This window comes from Streptomyces sp. NBC_00454, from assembly GCF_041434015.1.
Classification (GTDB): Bacteria; Actinomycetota; Actinomycetes; order Streptomycetales; family Streptomycetaceae; genus Streptomyces.
Genome location: NZ_CP107907.1, coordinates 759,499 through 779,403, shown reverse-complemented (window position 1 = coordinate 779,403; position 19,905 = coordinate 759,499). Strand labels below are relative to the sequence as shown.

13 protein-coding genes and 1 pseudogene are annotated in these 19,905 nt (G+C 72.8%); 9 read left to right on the top strand and 5 right to left on the bottom strand.

Features of this window, described 5'->3' with window-relative positions; genetic code table 11:
• The first annotated feature begins 95 nt into the window (after positions 1-95).
• A complete protein-coding gene (locus tag OHU74_RS03600; protein WP_371614534.1) occupies positions 96-1,286 on the top strand; it encodes an acyl-CoA dehydrogenase family protein in 1,191 nt (396 codons plus the stop codon).
• Between the two features lie 85 nt (positions 1,287-1,371).
• Here OHU74_RS03600 and OHU74_RS03595 read toward each other — a convergent pair whose 3' ends face one another.
• Positions 1,372-2,142, bottom strand: a complete 771-nt coding sequence (locus tag OHU74_RS03595; protein ID WP_371614533.1) for an SDR family NAD(P)-dependent oxidoreductase — start codon at positions 2,140-2,142, stop codon at positions 1,372-1,374.
• Positions 2,143-2,301: 159 nt separating this feature from the next.
• On the opposite strand from OHU74_RS03595, the gene OHU74_RS03590 reads away from it, so the two are divergent.
• From OHU74_RS03590 to OHU74_RS03580, 3 genes are read left to right on the top strand one after another with little or no spacing between them, the layout of a single operon-like run.
• Entirely contained in the window at positions 2,302-3,195 is an 894-nt protein-coding gene (locus OHU74_RS03590; RefSeq protein WP_371614532.1) for an oxygenase MpaB family protein, read from the top strand.
• Between the two features lie 27 nt (positions 3,196-3,222).
• On the top strand, positions 3,223-5,559 hold the full coding sequence (locus OHU74_RS03585; RefSeq protein ID WP_371614531.1) for a tetratricopeptide repeat protein: 2,337 nt from the start codon (positions 3,223-3,225) through the stop codon (positions 5,557-5,559).
• Positions 5,556-7,136, top strand: coding sequence for a phytoene desaturase family protein (locus tag OHU74_RS03580; protein WP_371614530.1), 1,581 nt, complete (start codon positions 5,556-5,558; stop codon positions 7,134-7,136). Before OHU74_RS03585 ends, OHU74_RS03580 begins: the two co-directional genes overlap by 4 nt.
• Positions 7,137-7,167: 31 nt before the next feature.
• Here OHU74_RS03580 and OHU74_RS03575 read toward each other — a convergent pair whose 3' ends face one another.
• The gene (locus tag OHU74_RS03575) at positions 7,168-7,611 is read right to left on the bottom strand and encodes a nitroreductase family deazaflavin-dependent oxidoreductase (protein WP_371614529.1); all 444 of its coding nucleotides are present in this window, start codon (positions 7,609-7,611) and stop codon (positions 7,168-7,170) included.
• A gap of 385 nt (positions 7,612-7,996) precedes the next feature.
• On the opposite strand from OHU74_RS03575, the gene OHU74_RS03570 reads away from it, so the two are divergent.
• Positions 7,997-8,407 carry a hypothetical protein gene (locus tag OHU74_RS03570; protein ID WP_371614528.1) on the top strand — a complete coding sequence of 137 codons (411 nt, stop codon included), beginning with the start codon at positions 7,997-7,999 and terminating at the stop codon, positions 8,405-8,407.
• 31 nt (positions 8,408-8,438) lie between these two features.
• Here OHU74_RS03570 and OHU74_RS03565 read toward each other — a convergent pair whose 3' ends face one another.
• Entirely contained in the window at positions 8,439-10,511 is a 2,073-nt protein-coding gene (locus tag OHU74_RS03565; RefSeq protein ID WP_371614527.1) for a serine hydrolase, read from the bottom strand.
• A 146-nt stretch (positions 10,512-10,657) separates the two neighbouring features.
• Between OHU74_RS03565 and OHU74_RS03560 the strand changes: the two genes are divergently transcribed.
• From OHU74_RS03560 to OHU74_RS03550, 3 genes are all read left to right on the top strand, one after another.
• A complete protein-coding gene (locus OHU74_RS03560; protein WP_371614526.1) occupies positions 10,658-11,764 on the top strand; it encodes a nitronate monooxygenase in 1,107 nt (368 codons plus the stop codon).
• A 17-nt stretch (positions 11,765-11,781) separates the two neighbouring features.
• Complete coding sequence (locus tag OHU74_RS03555) at positions 11,782-13,359, top strand: acyl-CoA synthetase (RefSeq protein WP_371619552.1); 1,578 nt, start codon at positions 11,782-11,784, stop codon at positions 13,357-13,359.
• Positions 13,360-13,551: 192 nt separating this feature from the next.
• Positions 13,552-14,691 (top strand): calcium:proton antiporter, encoded by a 1,140-nt coding sequence (locus OHU74_RS03550; RefSeq protein ID WP_371614525.1) that lies wholly within the window; start codon positions 13,552-13,554, stop codon positions 14,689-14,691.
• 77 nt (positions 14,692-14,768) lie between these two features.
• Here OHU74_RS03550 and OHU74_RS03545 read toward each other — a convergent pair.
• Positions 14,769-15,601 (bottom strand): annotated as a pseudogene (locus tag OHU74_RS03545) (IS5 family transposase).
• A gap of 84 nt (positions 15,602-15,685) precedes the next feature.
• On the bottom strand, positions 15,686-18,100 hold the full coding sequence (locus tag OHU74_RS03540; RefSeq protein WP_371619551.1) for a penicillin acylase family protein: 2,415 nt from the start codon (positions 18,098-18,100) through the stop codon (positions 15,686-15,688).
• A gap of 289 nt (positions 18,101-18,389) precedes the next feature.
• Between OHU74_RS03540 and OHU74_RS03535 the strand changes: the two genes are divergently transcribed.
• The gene (locus OHU74_RS03535) at positions 18,390-19,892 is read left to right on the top strand and encodes a fatty acyl-CoA synthetase (protein WP_371614524.1); all 1,503 of its coding nucleotides are present in this window, start codon (positions 18,390-18,392) and stop codon (positions 19,890-19,892) included.
• Positions 19,893-19,905 lie beyond the last annotated feature (13 nt).

Sequence of the window (19,905 nt, the reverse complement as noted above, 5' to 3'; positions counted from 1 at the left end):
TGACCCTTCCGGATTCTTGCAACAGGTTCTAGTCTGCCCCCGCATCGGCGATGGACGCCCGCGCGACGACCAGCCACGAGAGACCCGGAGGGGCCGTGCACCTCGAATACACGCCTGAGCAGCAGCAGTTGCGCACCGAGCTGCGCGCCTACTTCGCCGAGCTGGTCCCCGAGGACGTCTACGGCCGGTACGAGGACCCGGCCGCGCAGAAGCGCTTCTACCGGGAGACCATCCGCCGGCTCGGGGCCGACGGCTGGCTCGGGGTCGGCTGGCCGAAGGAGTACGGCGGCCGCGGCATGTCGCCGATGGACCAGTTCATCTTCTTCGACGAGGCCGCGCAGGCCGTCGTACCGCTACCGCTGATGGCGCTCAACACCGTCGGGCCGACCATCATGCAGTTCGGCACCGACGAGCAGAAGGCGTACTTCCTCCCCAAGATCCTGGCCGGGGAGATCGACTTCGCCATCGGCTACAGCGAGCCCGACGCGGGCACCGACCTCGCCGCCCTCAAGTGCAAGGCCGTCCGCGAGGGCGACGAGGAGACCGGCACCTACGTGGTCAACGGACAGAAGATCTGGACCACCAACGGCGACACCGCCGACTGGGTCTGGCTCGCCGTCCGCACCGACCCCGACGCCCCCGCCCACAAGGGCATCACCATGCTCCTCGTCCCGACCAGCGACCCCGGCTACTCCTGCACCCTCATCAACACCCTCGCCTCGCACGACACCACCGCCAGCTACTACGAGAACATCCGCGTCCCCGCGAACCGCCGAGTCGGCGAGGAGAACAAGGGCTGGCGGCTGATCACCAACCAGCTCAACCACGAGCGCGTCACCCTCGCCGCCCACGGCACCATGGCCATCCGCGCCCTGCACGACGTACAGCGCTGGGCCGCCGACACCAAGCTCGCCGACGGCCGCCGCGTCATCGACCTCTCCTGGGTCCGGGGCCGCCTGGCGCGCACCCACGCCCGCCTCGACGCGATGAAGCTGCTGAACTGGCAGATGGTCAACGCCGTCCAGGACGGCACCCTCACCCCGCAGGACGCCTCCGCCGTCAAGGTCTACGGCTCCGAGGCGCGCAGGGACGCGTACGCCTGGCTGATGGAGGTCGTCGGCGCGGCCGGCTCCCTCAAGGACGGCTCCGCGGGCGCGGTCCTCCACGGCGAACTGGAACGCGGCTACCGCAGCGCGGTCATCTTCACCTTCGGCGGCGGCAACAACGAGATCCAGCGCGAGATCATCTCGTGGATCGGCCTCGGCATGCCGCGGGTGCGCCGCTGACCCCGCTCCGCGGGCACCGACTGATCCGGAGCCGTGTCGCGTCCGCGCGCCACGGCTCCGGCGTGCCGGGGCTCCACGGGGCCGGTCAGACCTGCCCGGCCCCGCCGTCCACGAAGAGTTCGATGCCCGTGATGAAGCTGCTCTCCCGCGAGGCCAGGAAGAGGGCCGCCGCGGCCACCTCCTCCGGGCGTCCGGCCCGGCCCAGCGGAACCCCGGCGGTCGCCCGCTCCCGTACGGCGGCCGGCGCCTGGGCCAGGGCGGGGGTGTCGATCGGCCCCGGGCTGAGGGTGTTGACCCGGATCGAGCGCCCCGCCAGCTCCAGCGCGAGGCTGCGCGCGAGCGACCGTACGGCCGCCTTGGCGGCGGCGTACACCCCGTACCGCGTGGACGCCGAGGAACCGGCCGCCGAGCCCAGCAGGATCACCGAAGCGCCGTCGCGCAGCAGGGGCAGGGCGCGCTGGACGGTGAAGAAGGCGCCCCGGAAGTTCAGGTCCGAGGTGGCGTCGAACTGCTCCTCGGTGAAATCGGCGAACCCGCCGGCCGGTCCGCCGCCCGCGTTGACGACCAGCACGTCGATCGCCTCGCAGCCCGCGTCCGCGACCGCCGCGTAGAGCCGCTCCAGGTCCGCGACCCGGGAGACGTCCCCGCGCACGCCGACGGCTGCGGGGGTCCCGCCCAGCTCCGCGACCGCCGCGGCCAGTTCGGCTTCCCGCCTGCCGGTGATGAAGACGCGGGCGCCCTCCCGGACGAACCGGTGCGCGGTCGCCAGGCCGATGCCCGCCGAGCCGCCCGTGACGACGGCGACCTTGCCGTCGAGCTGACCCGTACCCGTACCCGTACCCATACCCGTACGCATGCCCGTGCTCCTCGTCCAAAGGGGAGCGGGTGCGGTCCGCCGACGGGGAATGGTAGTGGTGCCTACCGGCCCCGGTGGGGTGGAACGCCGGAATCCCGGGCAGGACCAGGGTAGGAGCCGAGCACGGGCAGAGGTCGGCGCGGGGGAGTGGGAGCGATCATGAGTGCAGCGGACGGCGGCCCCGACCCGGGGCTCTACGGGCCCGGGTCCGTCACGTGGCAGTGCCACGGCGACCCGATGATGTGGATCGCCGGGGTCCGCGCCCTCTACCTCCAGGCCCTGCATCCGCGCGCCGTCCGGGGGGTGATGGAGAACTCCGACTTCCGGCGGGACGCCTGGGGCCGGCTGCTCCGTACCGCCGACTTCGTCGGCACCCTCACCTACGGCACCACCGAGGCCGCCGAGCAGGCCGGGGCCCGCGTCCGGAAGATCCACCGCACGCTGTCCGCGACCGACCCCGTCACCGGGGAGCGGTTCCCCGTCGACGACCCCGAGCTGCTCCTGTGGGTCCACTGCGCGCAGATAGACAGCTTCCTGCACATCATCCGCCGCTCCGGCATCCCGCTCGGCCCCGGTCAGGCGGACCGCTATGTGGCCGAGAACCGTGTCAACGCCCGCCTCGTCGGGCTCGACCCGTCCGAGGTCCCGGGGGACACGGCGGCCCTCGCCGCCTACTTCGAGCGGATCCGCCCCGAGCTCGCCGCCGGGCCCGACGCCCGCGCCGTCGACGAGTTCCTGCGGAGCCCGCCGATCCACCCGCTCCTGGTCCCTGGCCGAAATCTGGTGTGGCGCCCGCTCGCCGCCCTGGCCTACGGATCCCTCCCCGCCTACGCGCACCAGCTGTACGGCCGCCCCGCACCGGCCCCGCGCAGCGTCACCAGGCGCCTGCGCCTCACCGGTAGCCTGTTGCGCAGCATTCCCGCAGGTCTGCGCTGGCAGCTGCCTCCAGGTCACATCTTGAAAGCGATGCGCCGCATGGGCCCCGGGAGCCGCCCCTCCCCGTACACACTTCGTACGGCGGCGGCCATACTGGACCGGCCGGGGAGGGCGTAGCACGACACACGGGGGCGACTTCAAGACATGGCGGAGTCCAGACTGATCCAAGGCCGGTACCGGTCCCTCGACCTGATCGGCCGCGGCGGCATGGGCGAGGTGTGGCGGGCCCGCGACGAGTCGCTGGGGCGGCACGTGGCCGTCAAATGCCTCAAGCCCATAGGGCCCGAGCAGGACGCCCACTTCACCCAGGTGCTGCGCGAGCGCTTCCGCCGCGAGGCGCGCGTCGCCGCGTCCCTCCAGCACCGGGGCGTCACCGTCGTCCACGACTTCGGTGACGACAGCGCCTCCGGAGGTCCCCTCTACCTCGTCATGGAGCTGCTCGAAGGCCGCAACCTCAGCCAGCTCCTGGAGGACAACGAAGCGCGCCCGCTCCCCGTGGACGTGGTCGTCGACATCGCCGAGCAGATGGCGGCCGCCCTCGGCTACACCCACGACCAGGGCGTGGTCCACCGTGACCTGAAGCCCGCCAACATCATGCGGCTCACCGACGGCACGGTGAAGATCTGCGACTTCGGCATCGCCCGCCTCGCCGCCGACATCGGCTTCACCGCGAAGCTGACCGGCGGCGGCATGGCCATGGGGACCCCGCACTACATGTCGCCCGAGCAGATCGCGGGCGGCGAGGTCGACCACCGCAGCGACCTCTACTCCCTCGGCTGCGTCCTCTACGAGATCGCCACCGGGGCGCCGCCGTTCGACCTCGGCGACTCCTGGTCCGTGCTCGTGGGCCACCGCGACACCGCGCCCGTGCCGCCGCGCGAGCACCGCCCCGAACTGCCCGGCTACTTCGAGCGGCTGGTGCTCGACCTGCTGGCCAAGCGGCCCGAGGACCGGCCGGACGATGCCCGTCGGCTCCACCGGCTCCTCGTCGAGGCCCGGCTCGGCCCCGGCGTGCTCCCGGGCGGGCCGTCCGGCGCGGGGGCCGCGCTGCCCGGATGGGCCGACGGGATGACCGCCGGGCGCAAGGCGGGCCTCGCGGCCCGCCCCGCGAGCGGGGAGTGGGCCGTCCTGACCGGCTCCTGGACGGCCGCGCGCTCCGGCGCGCACCAGCCCGACGGGTCTGCCGGGGCGCCTTCGGCGGGGGTCGACACGGGATCCGGCGCGGGATCCGACACCGGGTCCGGAGCATCGGCCGAATCCGCCGCCGAATCCGCCGCCGGGTGCCTGCCCGGGTCCGCCGCCGGGCTCCCGGACGCGGCGTCCGCCGCCGTACGCCCGGACGGCGGTGCCGCGCCCGCTCCGGGGCCTGGCTCCGCCTCCGCCTCCGCCTCCGCCCCGGGTTCCGGCACTGGTGCCGCCCCCGTCCCCGCCCTGTCCGTCGTCCGGCCGCGCCCCGCCGAGGACCCGCGGCTCACCGCCGCCTACGGGCTCCCGCGCGGCCCCGGCGCCGACCCCACCGGCACCGCCGCGCTCGCAGCCGGCCACACCCGGGCCTTCGCCCTCAGCCGGGCCGGCCGCACGCACGAGGCCCTCGCCGTGTACGCGGCCGTGGCCGACGGCAGGGCCCGGGTCCTCGGCCCGGACCACCCCGACACCCTCGCCGCGCGGCAGGAGGCGGCGTACGAGACGGGCCTGCTCGGCCGCCACCAGGAGGCCTACGAGGGCTACCGCGCGGTGCTGGCCGCCCGCGAGCGGACCGTGGGACCGCACCACCCCGACACCCTGCGCTGCCGGCACAACCTGGCCTGCGCCCTCGGCGCCCTCGGCCGCTACGCCGAGGCCCACACCACCGCCGCCCGGGTCGCGGCGGACCGGGCGGCCGCCCTGGGCGCGGAGCACGCGGACACCCTGCTCACCCGGTACGAGGTGGCGTACGCGCTCGGCCGCCTGGAGCGCTGGGAAGAGGCCCTGGAGGGCTTCCGGCACGTGGCCGCCGTACGGGAGCGGGTGCTGGGCCGCGACCACCCCGACACGCTGGCCGCACGGTACGAGTCAGGCATCGCGCTGGGCCGTACCGGCCGCTCGGCCGAGGCCCTGGAGCTGTTCCGGTCCCTGGTCGCCGACCGCACCCGCGCCTACGGGGCCACCGACCCCGAAACCCTGCGCGCCCGGCACGTCCTCGGGGTCAACCTGGGGCGCCTGGAGCGCTGGGAGGAGGCCGTGGCCGAGGCCCGGCAGGTGGCCGCGGCACGGGCGAAGGCGCTCGGCCCCGAACACCCCGACACGCTGGTCAGCCGCCGGGAACTCGCCGTGGGACTGGGCCGGCTGGGCCGCTGGGACGAGGCCCTGCCCGTCTACCGGGAACTCTCCGGCATCCGCGAACGATCCCTCGGCGACGACCACCCCGACACGGTCGCCGCCCACGCCGACGAAGCGCACTGTCTGGAGCGGCTGGGTCAGGTGTGTTACCAAGAGCCATGACGACCTCGCGGGGCTTCGGTACGGATGTCTACGACGCGGTGATCGTGGGCGGCGGCCACAACGGCCTGGTCGCCGCGGCCTACCTCGCACGGGCCGGCCGCTCGGTGCTGGTCATGGAGCGCCTCGGCCACGCCGGCGGGGCCGCGGTGTCCACCCGGCCGTTCGCGGGCATCGACGCCCGGCTGTCCCGGTACTCGTACCTCGTCTCGCTGCTCCCGGCGAAGATCGTGCGCGAGCTGGGCCTGGAGTTCGCCGTACGGGGGCGCTCGGTCTCCTCGTACACCCCCTTCGAGCGCTCCGGCCGACCCGGCGGGCTGCTCGTCGGCGGCGGCGAGGCCCGCACCAGGGAGTCCTTCGCCCGGCTGACCGGCTCCGACCGGGAGTACGAGAGCTGGCGCGCCTTCTACGGGACCACCGGGCAGGTCGCGGCACGCGTCTTCCCGACGCTGACCGAGCCGCTGCCCACCCGGGCGGAGCTCCGGGCCCGCGTCGCCGACGAGGCGGCCTGGCGGATGCTGTTCGAGGAACCGATCGGGCGGGCGGTGGAACGGGAGTTCACCGACGACCTGGTGCGCGGGGTGGTCCTCACGGACGCCCTGATCGGCACCTTCGCCGATGCCCACGACCCCTCGCTCGCGCAGAACCGCTGCTTCCTCTACCACGTCATCGGCGGCGGCACGGGGGACTGGGACGTTCCGGTCGGCGGCATGGGGGCGCTCACCGACGCCCTGGCGGGAGCCGCACGGGCGGCCGGGGCGGAGATCGCCACCGGGCACGAGGTGGTGCGCATCGACACGGACGGCACGACGGCGCCGGCCGAGGTGGCCTTCCGGACACAGACGGGGGAGGGCCGGGTGGCCGCGCGGGTGGTGCTCGTCAACGCCTCGCCGCAGACCCTGGCCGCACTCCTGGGCGAGGAGCCCGAAACCCCGGCCGCCGAGGGCGCCCAGCTCAAGGTCAACATGCTGCTGCGGCGGCTGCCCCGGCTGCGGGACACCTCAGTGGACCCGCGCGAGGCCTTCGGCGGGACCTTCCACATCGCGGAGGGGTACGAGCAGCTCGCGCGGGCCTACGCGGAGGCCGCGACCGGCGAACTGCCCTCCGTACCGCCCTCGGAGATCTACTGCCATTCGCTGACGGATCCGACGATCCTGGGGCCGGAGCTGGTGGAGCAGGGCTACCAGACCCTCACCCTCTTCGGACTCCACACCCCGGCGCGCCTGTTCGACCACGACAACCAGGGGGCGAGGGAGGTCCTGCTCACCGCCACCCTCGCCCAGCTCGACGCCCACCTGGCCGAACCGATCACGGACTGCCTGGCCTTCGACACCGACGGCCGCCCCTGCATCGAGGCCAAGACCCCGCTCGACCTGGAACGCGAACTGCGCCTGCCCCGCGGCCACATCTTCCACCGGGACCTGTCCTGGCCCTACGCGGACCAGGACGGCGCGGGCGGCCGCTGGGGAGTGGAGACCGCCCACCGCAACGTACTGCTGTGCGGTGCGGGGGCGGTGCGCGGCGGCGGCGTGAGCGGGGTGCCCGGTCACAACGCGGCGATGGCGGTACTGGGGCACTGAGCGGCCCCGGCCCGAGGGGCAGTCCCCTGGGTCAGGCGACGGGGTCGATCACCACGATCGGGATCTCACGGTCGGTCTTGGTCTGGTACTCGTCGTACGAGGGCCAGTGCTTGACCATCAGCGGCCAGAACGCGGCACGCTCCTCGGAGGTCGCGGTGCGCGCGATGCCCTGGACGACCTTGGGGCCGACCTGGACGCGGACCTCGGGGTGCTCGCTGAGGTTGCGGTACCAGAGCGGGTCCGCGGGGTCGCCGCCCTTGGACGCGACGATGAGGTAACGGCCCTCGTCCTCGCCGTAGATGAGGGGGGTGCGCACGGGCTTGCCCGACTTGCGGCCGACGGTGGTGAGGAGCAGGGTCTGGGTGTTGTTCCAGAACTGCCCCTCGGTCCCGCCCGAACCGACGTACAGCTTGACGTGATCGAGGGTCCAGCCCGGCTTGGGGTCGATCGGGTTGTCCCAGTCAATGGCGTTCATATGGCTCTGCCTGCCTTCGCGTTGAATGGTAAACAAACCTCAACAACGAGTATGAACGCCTGTGGGCACGGGTGTGTTCCGCCGACGTCTCGGCCCTCGTGGCCAGGCGGGCGGAGGAGGCGGCGGCCGAGGGAGCGGAGGCCGCCGGGCGGACCTATGCCTGGGCGGGGAAGCACCAGCAGGCCGGAGCCGGCCATCAGCGCCGCCGTGCACGCGCCGATCAGCAGGGCGCGCAGGCTCGTACGGTGGGACAAGGGGATCTCCCTGGTGAAGCTCTGAAGCGGGGACGCGGCCACTCCACCAGCTGCGTGCCGCCGGGGATGCCGACCATCCGGGTGAGCCCGCACGGAGCCGTCGACCAGTCGGCGCCCGGCCCGTTGCCCCCGTGGCCCTCGACCTGCCGTCCGTGGCGCCGCCGTTCGTGCACGAGGTCCTGATGTACGAGGCCGATGGCTTCCTCCCTCGGTGCGCGACGAGCGAGGGGATGCTCGGGGTCGAGTACGGGGACGACCTCGGAGCCGGAGTGCGGCTGGATGAGGCGGACGGGCTGCTGCGGGTGCTGGTGGCGGTGATCCCGCACGGACAGCCGAGCCGGTGGCGGCGGCCGCCGGCCGTGCGGATCGGCCGCGGCGAGTGGCTCAGCTGGCGGATCAACTACCGATTCCCCAGCGCCCACGGGGACCTGTGGACCTACCGGCTCGACACCTTCAACATCGCCCACGGCCCGGTCCCCGCCCGGACCTTCCGGACCACCGCGCCCGCCCGCAGAGTCGACGAACGCGCCGTGCTGCGCTGATACCGCCCCGCCCCGTCCCCGCCCGGTCCGGCTAGTCCGCCGAGCGGGTCCAGCCCGTCGCCTCGATGCGGGACGCGTCGGCGGGGCGGTCTTCGGCGAACAGGAGGTGGGTGGGCTCCGATACACGCAGGACGTCCACGTAGATTCCGCGGCCGACGTAGCGGCCCTGGGCGGCGTGGCGGAAGCGGAGGCGGACCTCGCGGCCGGCCCAGGCCGTGAGGGGGGCTTCGAGGCGGTGCCAGATGCGGCCCGACCAGCCGGTGAGGGTGGCGTCCGGCCATTCCTCGGTGGCTCCGCCGGTGGTGCGGACGGTGGTGAAGGGGAGCGGCTCCCAGGTCCGCCCGTCGGCGGAGGCCTCCAGGTGCAGGGATCCCGCGCCGGGCACGGTGTCCCACCACAGCGCGCAGCGCAGCCGGGCGGAGCCGGTGGCCGGAGTGAGGGGAGGGAGGGTCAAGGTGCCGGAGGCGCCGGTCTCCATGCCGGAGTACCAGGCCGGGCCGCCGTGCTTCGTGCGGACGGGGACGGCGCGGGCGAAGCGGTTGCCGACGGCGACGCGGGGGGCGCTGCCGGCGCGCCAGGTGCGCACGGGGTGGACGGAGTTGCCGAGCAGGATGAGGAAGGAGTCGGTGGAGGGGTCCAGGACGAGGGAGGTGCCGGTGAAACCGGTGTGCCCGGCGGAGTGCGGGGTGGCCATGGCGCCCATGTACCAGTGCTGGTAGAGCTCGAAGCCGAGTCCGTGGTCGTCTCCGGGAAAGGCCGTGTTGTAGTCGGTGAAGAGCAGCTCGACGGAGGCGGGGCGCAGGATGCGCTTGCCGGCGTAGCTCCCGCCGTCGAGGAGGGTGCGGGCGAGGACGGCGAGGTCCCAGGCGGTGCCGAAGACGCCGGCGTGGCCGGCGACGCCGCCCAGGGCGTACGCGTTCTCGTCGTGGACCTCCCCCCAGACCAGCCCGCGGTCGAGCCCGGACCAGGGCGGGCGCTGCACCTCGGTGGCGGCGGTGACCCGGCGCCAGGAGGCCGGCGGGTTGTAACGAGTGCGGTGCATACCGAGTGGAGCAGTGATCTCGTCGTGGAGCAGGAGATCCAGAGTGTGACCGGTGATCCGTTCCAAGAGCAGCTGGAGGGTGATCAGGTTGAGGTCCGAGTAGCGGTAGACCGTCCCGGGGGTCTCCTGCGGCGTCACCGACCACAGCAGCCTCAACTGCCCCGCCCGGGTGGACTCCTTGTAGAAGGGGGCCCAGGACCGCAGCCCCGAGGTGTGCGTGAGCAACTGGCGGACGGTGATCGACTCCTTGCCCCCGCCCGTGAACTCGGGCAGATACCGATTGACCGGCGCCTCCAACTCCAGCCGCCCGCGCTCCATCTGCTGCACCGCCAGCAGCGAGGTGAACAGCTTCGACAGCGAGGCCAGGTCGAAGACGGTGTCCTCCGCCATCGCGATGCGCTCGGCGGCCGGGAACTCCCGTACCCGGTCGGTGCGCCCGTCGTAGTCGCGGTACCGGACGGCGTCGCCCACCGCCCGGTGCAGGGCCACGGTCCGGCCGCGGCCGGCGAGGACCACGGCCCCGGCGTAGTAAGGGTGTTCGGGTGAGGGGCCGAGGAACCTCCGCGCCTCGTCCACCGCCCCTTCGAGGTGCTTCTCCAACAGCCCGGCCTGGCGGGCGGACCCGTAGCGCAGCCGCAGCCCTTGCATCGAGCGCCGCGCCGCGGGCCCGGCGGCCCCCGCGGATCCGGGCAGCGCGGCCTGGAGTACGAGCACACCCCCGAGCGCGAGCAGCCGCGCCCCGAGCCGCCGCCGCGTGAGCCCGCCGCCACTCGCGGAACCCGGGACGTCCTCGCCGCTACCCCCCTCACTGCCACCGCTTCGGCGCAGGCCGCCGGCGCCGCCCGGCCCTGCGCCCCCGCCGACCGGACGGCTGCCCGCGCTGCGCCGTGCGTCGCCCGCGTCGCCCCGACCGATGCCCGCGTCGCCCCGACCGATGCCCGCGTCGCCCCGACCGATGCCCGCGTCGCCCCGGCCGTCGTCTCTGCCGCCCGCGCCCGCGCCCGCGCGGCTGGCGGAGTCCTTCGTCTCACCGTCGTTCCCGGTTGCCGTTCGTGCCTCCATGACCGGTCCTCCCGTCCGCCGTCGAGCCCTCCCGAAGTATCTGCCCGTCCGCCCCGCACCTCCCGCAGTGACCGGGCCGCAAAGAATCTGACGCTGCATCAGAAAATCTCTTCCCTCGGCGCCCCCGCTGCGGCATCCTGCCGCCCATGGAGACGGAGCTGAGCAAGAAACTCGGAGTCGAACACGCCATCTTCGGCTTCACGCCCTTCCCGGCGGTCGCCGCGGCCATCACGCGCGCGGGTGGTTTCGGGGTACTCGGAGCGGTGCGCTACACCGCCCCCGACGACCTCAAGCGCGACCTCGACTGGATGCAGGAGCACACCGACGGCAAGCCGTACGGCCTCGATGTCGTCATGCCCGCCAAGAAGGCCGTGGACGGCATCAGCGAGGCCGACATCGAGGCGATGATCCCGGCCGCGCACCGCGAGTACGTCCGCGACACCCTCGCCAAACACCACGTCCCCGAGCTCGCCGAGGGCGAAGCCTCCGGCTGGCGCATCACGGGCTGGATGGAGCAGGTCGCCCGCAACCAGCTCGACGTCGCCTTCGACTACCCCATCAAACTCCTGGCGAACGCCCTCGGTTCCCCGCCCGCCGACGTCATCCAGCGCGCCCACGACCACGGAGTCCTCGTCGCCGCCCTCGCCGGCAGCGCCAAGCACGCCCGCCGCCACGCCGAAGCCGGCATCGACATCGTCGTCGCCCAGGGCTACGAGGCCGGCGGCCACACCGGTGACATCGCCACCATGGTCCTGGTACCCGAGGTAGTAGAGGCAGTCGCCCCGATCCCGGTCCTCGCCGCGGGCGGCATCGGCAGCGGCGAACAGGTCGCCGCGGGCATCGCCCTGGGCGCCCAGGGCGCCTGGCTCGGCTCCCTTTGGCTCACCACCACCGAAGCCGACATGCACTCCCGCGCCCTCACCGAGAAGCTCCTCGCCGCCGGCTCCGGCGACACCGTCCGCTCCCGGGCCCTCACCGGCAAGCCCGCCCGCCAGCTGCGCACCGAGTGGACCGACGCCTGGGACGACCCGGAGGGCCCCGGCGCGCTCCCGATGCCGCTGCAGGGCCTGCTCGTCGCCGAGGCCGTGTCCCGCATCCAGAAGTACGAGATCCAGCCGCTGCTCGGCACCCCCGTCGGCCAGATCGTCGGACGGATGAACAGCGAGCGCAGCGTCCAGGCCGTCTTCGACGACCTCACCAGCGGCTTCGAACGAGCCATCGACCGCATCAACCGCATCGCCGGCCGAGCCTGAGAGGCGTGAGCAGCAGCATGACCGACACGCAGACCCGAGGTCAGACCGAGCAGCCCCCGAACGGCTTCTGGGCCCAGGCCGCCGCCGACCCCGACCGCACCGTCCTGATCACCCCCGAGGGTGAGGAGTGGTCCGCGGCCCGGCTGCACTCCGACGTCAACCGGCTCGTGCACGGCCTGCGCGCCGCGGGCCTGGAGAAGGGCGACGTCTTCGCCGTAGTCCTGCCCAACAGTGTCGAGTTCCTCACCGCCTACCTCGCCGCCTCACAGGCCGGCTTCTACCTCGTCCCGGTCAACCACCACCTCGTCGGCCCCGAGATCGCCTGGATCGTCTCCGACTCCGGCGCCAAGGTCCTCATCGCCCACGAGCGGTTCGCCGACGCCGCCACGGCGGCGGCCGACGAGGCCGGGCTGCCCGCGAGCCACCGTTACGCCGTCGGAGCCGTCGCGGGCTTCCGCTCGTACGGCGAACTGCTCGACGGGCAGAGCGACACCGTCCCCGGGGACCGCACGCTCGGCTGGGTCATGAACTACACCTCCGGCACCACCGGCCGGCCGCGCGGCATCCGCCGCCCGCTGCCCGGCAAGCTCCCGGAGGAGACCTACCTCGGCGGGTTCCTGGGCATCTTCGGCATCCGGCCCTTCGACGGCAACGTCCACCTGGTGTGCTCGCCGCTCTACCACACGGCCGTACTGCAGTTCGCGGCCGCAGCCCTGCACATCGGGCACCCGCTGGTCCTCATGGACAAGTGGACCCCCGAGGAGATGCTCCGCCTGATCGACTCTCACGCCTGCACCCACACCCACATGGTGCCGACGCAGTTCCACCGGCTGCTGGCGCTCCCGCAGGACACGAAGGACTCGTACGACGTCTCGTCCATGCGGCACGCCATCCACGGCGCCGCGCCCTGTCCCGACCACGTCAAGCGGGCGATGATCGACTGGTGGGGCCGGTGCGTGGAGGAGTACTACGCGGCGAGCGAGGGCGGCGGCGCCTTCGCGACGGCCGAGGACTGGCTGAAGAAGCCGGGAACCGTCGGCAAGGCCTGGCCGATCAGTGAACTCGCCATCTTCGACGACGAGGGCGAGCGGCTGCCCGCCGGCGAACTCGGCACCGTCTACATCAAGATGAACACCGGCGGCTTCAGCTACCACAAGGACGAGGGCAAGACGAAGAAGAACCGCATCGGCGACTTCTTCACCGTCGGCGACCTCGGCCTGATGGACGAGGAGGGCTACCTCTTCCTCCGCGACCGCAAGATCGACATGATCATCTCGGGCGGGGTGAACATCTACCCGGCCGAGATCGAATCGGCTCTGCTCACCCATCCGGCGGTCGCGGACGCCGCGGCCTTCGGTATTCCGCACCCCTCCTGGGGCGAGGAGGTCAAGGCGGTCATCGAGCCCGCGGAGGGGTTCGTGGCGAGCGACGCGCTGGCGGCGGAGATCCTCCGGCACTGCGAACGCCAGCTCGCCGGGTACAAGCGGCCCAAGACCGTGGACTTCATCGAGACCATGCCGCGTGATCCCAACGGCAAGCTGTACAAGCGCCGCCTGCGCGAGCCGTACTGGGAGGGCCACGAGCGCGCGATGTAGCGGCGCTCGAAGTCACGAAGCCACCCCGGGCGTGGCGGGTCGGTCCCTGGCGGGTCGGCTCGCCATGCCCGGTCGGCCCGCCACACCCGGCCGGTCCGCCACGCCCGGCCGCATCGTGAGAAGTGCCACGTCAGAGGCGTGGAGGCGGGTCTTGCGACGCACCGGGGGGACAGTTCTGGCAAGTTGGCTGATATGAGTACGGCAACGCACAGAACCCCCCTGACCGACTGGACCGTGATGGTCCCCGTGGTGGCACTCGTCGCGCTCGCCCTCAGTTGGGGACGCGACCTGCCGTCATTCGCCGTGGCCCTGGTCGCGCTGTGCCTGGCCGGCGCGGTACTGGCCGCGGTCCACCACGCCGAAGTCGTCGCACACCGGGTCGGCGAACCCTTCGGCTCCCTGGTCCTCGCCGTGGCCGTCACCGTCATCGAAGTGGCCCTCATCGTCACCCTGCTGGCCGACGGCGGCGACAAGTCAGCCTCCCTCGCCCGGGACACCGTCTTCGCCGCCGTCATGATCACCTGCAACGGCATCGTCGGCCTGTCCCTGCTCGTCGGAGCCCTGCGCAACCGCGTCGCCGTCTTCAACGCCGAAGGCTCCGGCGCCGCCCTGGCCACCGTCGCCACCCTCGCCGTACTCAGCCTCGTACTGCCCACCTTCACCACCAGCAAGCCCGGCCCCGAGTTCTCCACCGCCCAGCTCGCCTTCGCCGCGAGCGCCTCACTCGCCCTCTACGGACTCTTCGTCGCCGTCCAGACCGTCCGCCACCGCGACTACTTCCTGCCCGTGGACACCAAGCGGATCCGCAAGGAAGCCGCCAAAGCAGCCGCCGCGGCCGCCGCCGGCGAGGACGACGAACACGCCGAACCGCCCACCGCACGCGCCGCCCTCATCAGCCTCGGGCTGCTCCTCGTCGCGCTCGTCGCCGTCGTCGGAAACGCCAAGGCCGTCTCCCCGACCATCGAACGCGGGGTCGCCGACGCCGGCCTGCCCTACGCCGTCGTCGGCGTGATCATCGCCCTGCTCGTGCTGGCCCCCGAAACCCTCGCCGCCGTCCGCGCCGCCCGCCGCGACCGCGTCCAGACCAGCCTCAACCTCGCCTACGGCTCCGCCATCGCCAGCATCGGCCTGACCATCCCGGCCATCGCACTGGCCTCCGTCTGGCTCACCGGCCCCCTCGTGCTCGGCCTCGACCCGACCCACATGGTGCTCCTCGCGCTGACCATCGTCGTCAGCGCCCTCACCATCGTTCCGGGCCGCGCCACGCTCCTCCAGGGCGGAGTCCACATCGTGCTGCTCGCCGCCTACCTCTTCCTCGCGGTCAGCCCCTGATCGCGCCCGGGTACGCGTACGGCCGGTCGCCCCTTCGAGGAAGAGGGAGCGGCCGGCCCTAGGGTGTGTCCGCAATGTCAGCTGGGGAGCCATAGTCGCAGGCAGGCGAGGGTGACCAGGGCTTTGTAGTGGCGGGCTCGTTTGTCGTAACGGGTGGCGAGGGCCTTGTTCTGCTTGAGCCTGTTGAAGCAGCGTTCGACGACGTTTCGGCGCCGGTAGATCTCACGGTCGAGACGGCACAGGCCCTCGCCTCGTCGCAGGCGTCCGCTGATCTGGTCGACGCGTTCGAGGATGGTGCAGGCGATGCCGCGTTTCCGCAGGTAGGAGCGGATCTTCCGGGAGCTGTAGCCCTTGTCGCCGACCACCCGCACCGGTCGGGTGCGGGGCCGGCCCGGCCCGCATCGCTTGATGTGGAGGCGGGCCATGACCGGTTCGAACTGGGTGCAGTCGTTGACGTTCCCGCCGGTGATCGTGAACGCGAGGGGCCGGCCCCGTCCGTCGCAGGCGAGGTGGATTTTGGTGCTCAGTCCGCCGCGGGAGCGTCCGAGGGCTTCACCGGTCCAGGGCCCCCTTTTCGGGCTCCGGCGGCGTGCTGATGGGCCCGCACGATCGTCGAGTCGACGCAGACGATCGACCAGTCGACCTCGCCGATCGCATCCGAGTGCTGCTGGACATGGGCCAGGAGCCGGTCCCAGGTTCCATCCGCTGACCAGCGGCGGAACCGTTCGTAGACCGTCTTCCACGGCCCATACCGTTCAGGCAGGTCCCGCCAGGCCGCACCCGTGGACAGCTTCCACAAGATCCCGTTGAGGACCTGCCGGCGGTCCCGCACCGGACGCCCCATCCGGGGCGGAGCCAGCAACGGCCCGATGACTTCCCAGGCCTGATCAGTCAGTTCATGACGTCGCACCACGAACGGAGCAACGACCGACCGACATTGCGGACACGCCCTAGGCCGTCTCTAAGAGACGACCTACGCGTCGGAGCCCTTCGGTCAGCGCCGCTCGCGCGGCCAGACCACCTTCAGCTGCGGCGAAGTGAGGATGTCCCACTCGCAGAACCGCGACTTCACCCAGCGCTCCTGCGAGAAGAGCCGGGTCTGGTCGGCGTAGTGGGGAGAGTTCGGATTCGAGGACTGGCCGTACGTGAGCAGCGTGCGCGCCACCGGGCAGCGGCTGCCGTCCCAGCCGACCGCCTGGATGTGGCTGGAGCCGTGCACGACCTCCGGGTAGCCGCCGGCCGCAGCGTTCCACGGCGCCTCGATCTTGTTCCAGACGCCCAGCGCCTCGGTTCCGCCGCCCACCGGCAGCTTCTCGCCGCCACGCACGACGAACTGGTTCTCGCCGAGCGGGGCGTCCAGCGCGATGCCCGCCGCCTTCAGCTCCGCGACGGTGTCGGCGAGCGCCCGCCCGATCCCGGGCGCCGCCTGGTTGAGCGTGCGCGGGGTGCGGACCGGATCGGCCGCAGAGAACGGCACCAGCCACAGGTCCTTGGCCGCGGTGTTCGCGGTCAGCTTCCGCCAGAACCGGTCGAAGAGCAGCGCCCCGCGGCTCGAGGTGTCCGCCGTGCGGTCCCAGGCCGCCAGCACCCCGCAGGCCGCCGAAACGTCCACGGCCCTGCCGTCGCCGCCCGTGGCCGTCCCGCCGGGCAGGGCCGCGCAGGCCTTCGCCGCGTCGGCCGCCGCCAGGTCACCGGCCGGGACCCGGTTCGCGAACTGCTGCTTCTGCAGATCGGCCACGGTCAGCCCGCCCTTGGCCGCCATCGCGGACACGTCCTCCACCGCACCCCGGGTGCGCAGTGAGCGCGGGGTGGCCGTATTGCCCCAGATCCGCTCGTAGCCGGTGACCGGGGTCTCGGCATTGGCCAGCCAGGCGCTGTCGTTGGAGTTCTCCGCGTACGGGGCGTCGCGCAGCGTCGGTGCCTTCCCCGGGCCGAAGACCCCGGGCTGCACAGCGGCCGGGTCCGAGCCGAGCCCGCAGTCACCGCGCGAACCGTCCAGCACCGCCAGCCCCGAGGACGGGTACGTGGCCCTGCCGATCGGGGTCGAGCAGCGGGCCACGAGCTCGTCGGTGATCCGGGGGAGCACCTGCGACTGGGTGAAGAGGGTGCCGCCCGCCGAGTCCGCGGCGACCGTGTTGACCCACGGCAGGCCCTGGGTGCGCCGCAAGGCGTCCTGGATCCCGGCGACCGAGCGGGCCTTGCCCATGGCCAGGGCGGTGTCGGAGCCGCGCAGGTTCGAGGCGTTGGGGTCGTTGAGCGCGTACGCGGTGGTCGCCGTCCAGGGCAGCGGGAGGCCGGCGCCGAGGTTGGAGACGACCGGGCCGTAGCGGGTCCACCACTGGGTGCGGGTGACGGGATCGGCGCTGCCCGCGACCTGGACGGCGACCTCGCGCCGGGTCATCTTCTCCGGCTTCCCGTCCACCAGGTAGCCGGTCGGGTCGGCGGGGTCGAGGACCAGCTGGTGCAGGTTGAGGGGGGTGCCGGTGGCCACGGTGTGGCTCCAGGCCACCTTCTCGTTGAAGCCGATGTTCACCACGGCGGTGCCGAGCAGCGAGCCGCCCGAGACGTTCAGCTCGCCGGGGATGGTCTGCTGCGACTGCCAGAACCGGCGGCCGCCCTGCCACGGATAGTGCGGGTTCCCCAGCAGCAGCCCCTTGCCGTTCGCGGTGGTGGAACCGGCGAAGGCCACCGCGTTGGAACCCATGTCGTAGCGGGTGGTGTCGAAGAGCTCCCGGGCCGCCTCGGCCGCTGCGGCGGGATCGGGATCACCGGCGGTGCTGGTGCCGCCTGTTCCGCCGGCGGCGCCGCCACGGGCCGTGGCCGCGCCCGGCGGCTGCGCCGCGGTGATGCCGTCGACGGCGCGGCCCTGGCCGCCGAGCACGGAGACGGCGTAGCCGCGGGCGGCCACGTCGGTGACGCCGACCGGGTGGACCCACTTGGCGTCCTTGCAGGCCGGATCGGTGATCTTGTTCTGGGCGAGCCAGGCGTTGTAGCCGGCGGCCCAGCCGCGCATCAGCTCCTTGACGTCCTTGCCCGGCCCGGCCGGCGCGGGCGCGGCGAGCAGCTTCTCCACGGCGCCGGAATCGCGGACGCCCTTGAAGTAGAGGTCGCTGGAGAGGTTCTTGGCCGCGGAGGAGAGCGAACCGTCGGGCGCGGCATCGGGGCCGAACCAGCGCGAGCGTTCCCCGGAGACGGTCAGGAACCCGTCGGCCAGCACGCACACCTGGTCGGCGGCCTGCGCCCAGCCGGTGCCGAAGCCGAGGTGGGCGTAGTCCTGGGCCACGATGTGCGGGATGCCGTTCTCGGTGTACCGGATCACGGCGGACAGGCCGCCGCCGGACGGGCCGGAGCCCGGCGGGGCCGCTGCCGCGGCGGAGGCCTGGGGTATCGCGGCCGTGGCGGCGAGCAGGGTCGCGCCCGTGAGGGCGACGCGGCGGAGAAGCGGGCGGATGCGTGCGGTGCGGCGGCGTCGGTCGAGGCGGTGTTCATCAAGAAAGTGCAACGTGCCTCCCAAATGGCCTGCGGACGGGCCGGGTTGCCCGTCCGGGGGTGGTCGGTGCTCCTGTGCTCCCACACTCACGCAGGCGCTTGACGTCCTGTCAACATCCCGTTTGGTATCTCTGGTCTCCCTGGCATCCCCGGTGTCGCAGATGCCCCGCTCATTGACCTCGCGCGTACGAGGAGACGAGGATCCCGGTATGACGGAAGTGCGGAAGAACACGGTCGACGGACTGGTCCACGACAGCGCACGGCGCGTCCCCGACCGGACGGCCGTCCGCTACCGCGAGCGGACCTGGACCTACGCGGAACTCGACGCGGCCGTCTCCACGGGCGCGGCCGTGCTGCGCGGCCGGTACGGACTGGCCGAGGGGGACCGGGTCGCGACCTTCGCGCACAACTCCGACGCCTACCTCCTCGCCTTCCTCGCCTGCGCGCGAGCCGGGCTCGTCCACGTCCCGGTCAACCAGAACCTCACCGGCCAGGACCTCGCGTACATCCTGGAGAACTCCGCGAGCTCGCTCGTCCTCGCCGACCCCGACCTGGCCGGGCGGGTCCCCGCCGGGTTCGCCGTACGGCCGCTGCGCGACGCACCCGGCTCCTTCCTCGGAGAGCTGGCCGAACCGGCGCCCTACCCCCGGAGCGAGGACCCGTCGCTGCTGGCGCAGCTGCTCTACACCTCCGGGACGACCGCTCTGCCCAAGGGCGCGATGATGACGCACGAGGCGCTCTGCCACGAGTACGAGAGCGCCATCGGCTCCCTCGACCTGACGGAGGCGGACCGGCCGGTCCACTCCCTGCCGCTGTACCACTCGGCGCAGATGCACGTCTTCCTGCTGCCGTACCTGGCGGTCGGCGCGCGCAACACGGTGGTCGACGCTCCGGTCGCGGCGGAGATCTTCGACCTGGTGGAGGCGGGGGAGGCGGACAGCCTGTTCGCGCCGCCGACCGTGTGGATCGGCCTGGCCAACCACCCGGACTTCGCGGTGCGCGACCTGTCCGCGCTGACCAAGGCGTACTACGGGGCCTCGATCATGCCGGTGCCCGTGCTGGAACGGCTGCGCGCGCGGTTGCCCGGACTCGGCTTCTACAACTGCTTCGGCCAGAGCGAGATCGGGCCGCTGGCCACGGTGCTGCGGCCGGAGGAGCACGAGGGGCGGATGGACTCGTGCGGGCGGCCGGTCCGTCACGTGGAGGCCCGGGTCGTCGACGAGGACGGGGCGGACGTGCCGGACGGCACCGCCGGGGAGGTGGTGTACCGCTCCCCGCAGCTGTGCCAGGGCTACTGGAACGACGCGGAGGGGACGAAGAAGGCCTTCCGCGACGGCTGGTTCCGCTCCGGGGACCTCGCGGTCCGGGACGCACAGGGGTACTTCACGGTGGTGGACCGGGTGAAGGACGTCATCAACTCGGGCGGGGTGCTGGTCGCCTCCCGGCAGGTGGAGGACGTGCTGTACACCCACCCGGGCGTGGCCGAGGCGGCCGTGGTGGGCCTGCCCGACGAGCGGTGGATCGAGGCGGTCACGGCGGTGGTGGTCCCGCGGGGCGAGGTGACGGAGGCCGAACTCATGGCCTACGCACGCGAGGAGCTGGCCCACTTCAAGGCCCCGAAGCGGGTGGTCTTCGTGGACGCCCTGCCCCGCAACGCGAGCGGCAAGATCCTCAAGCGCGAGCTCCGCGACCGCTTCTCCGACCCCGCCTGACGGGGCCCCGCGC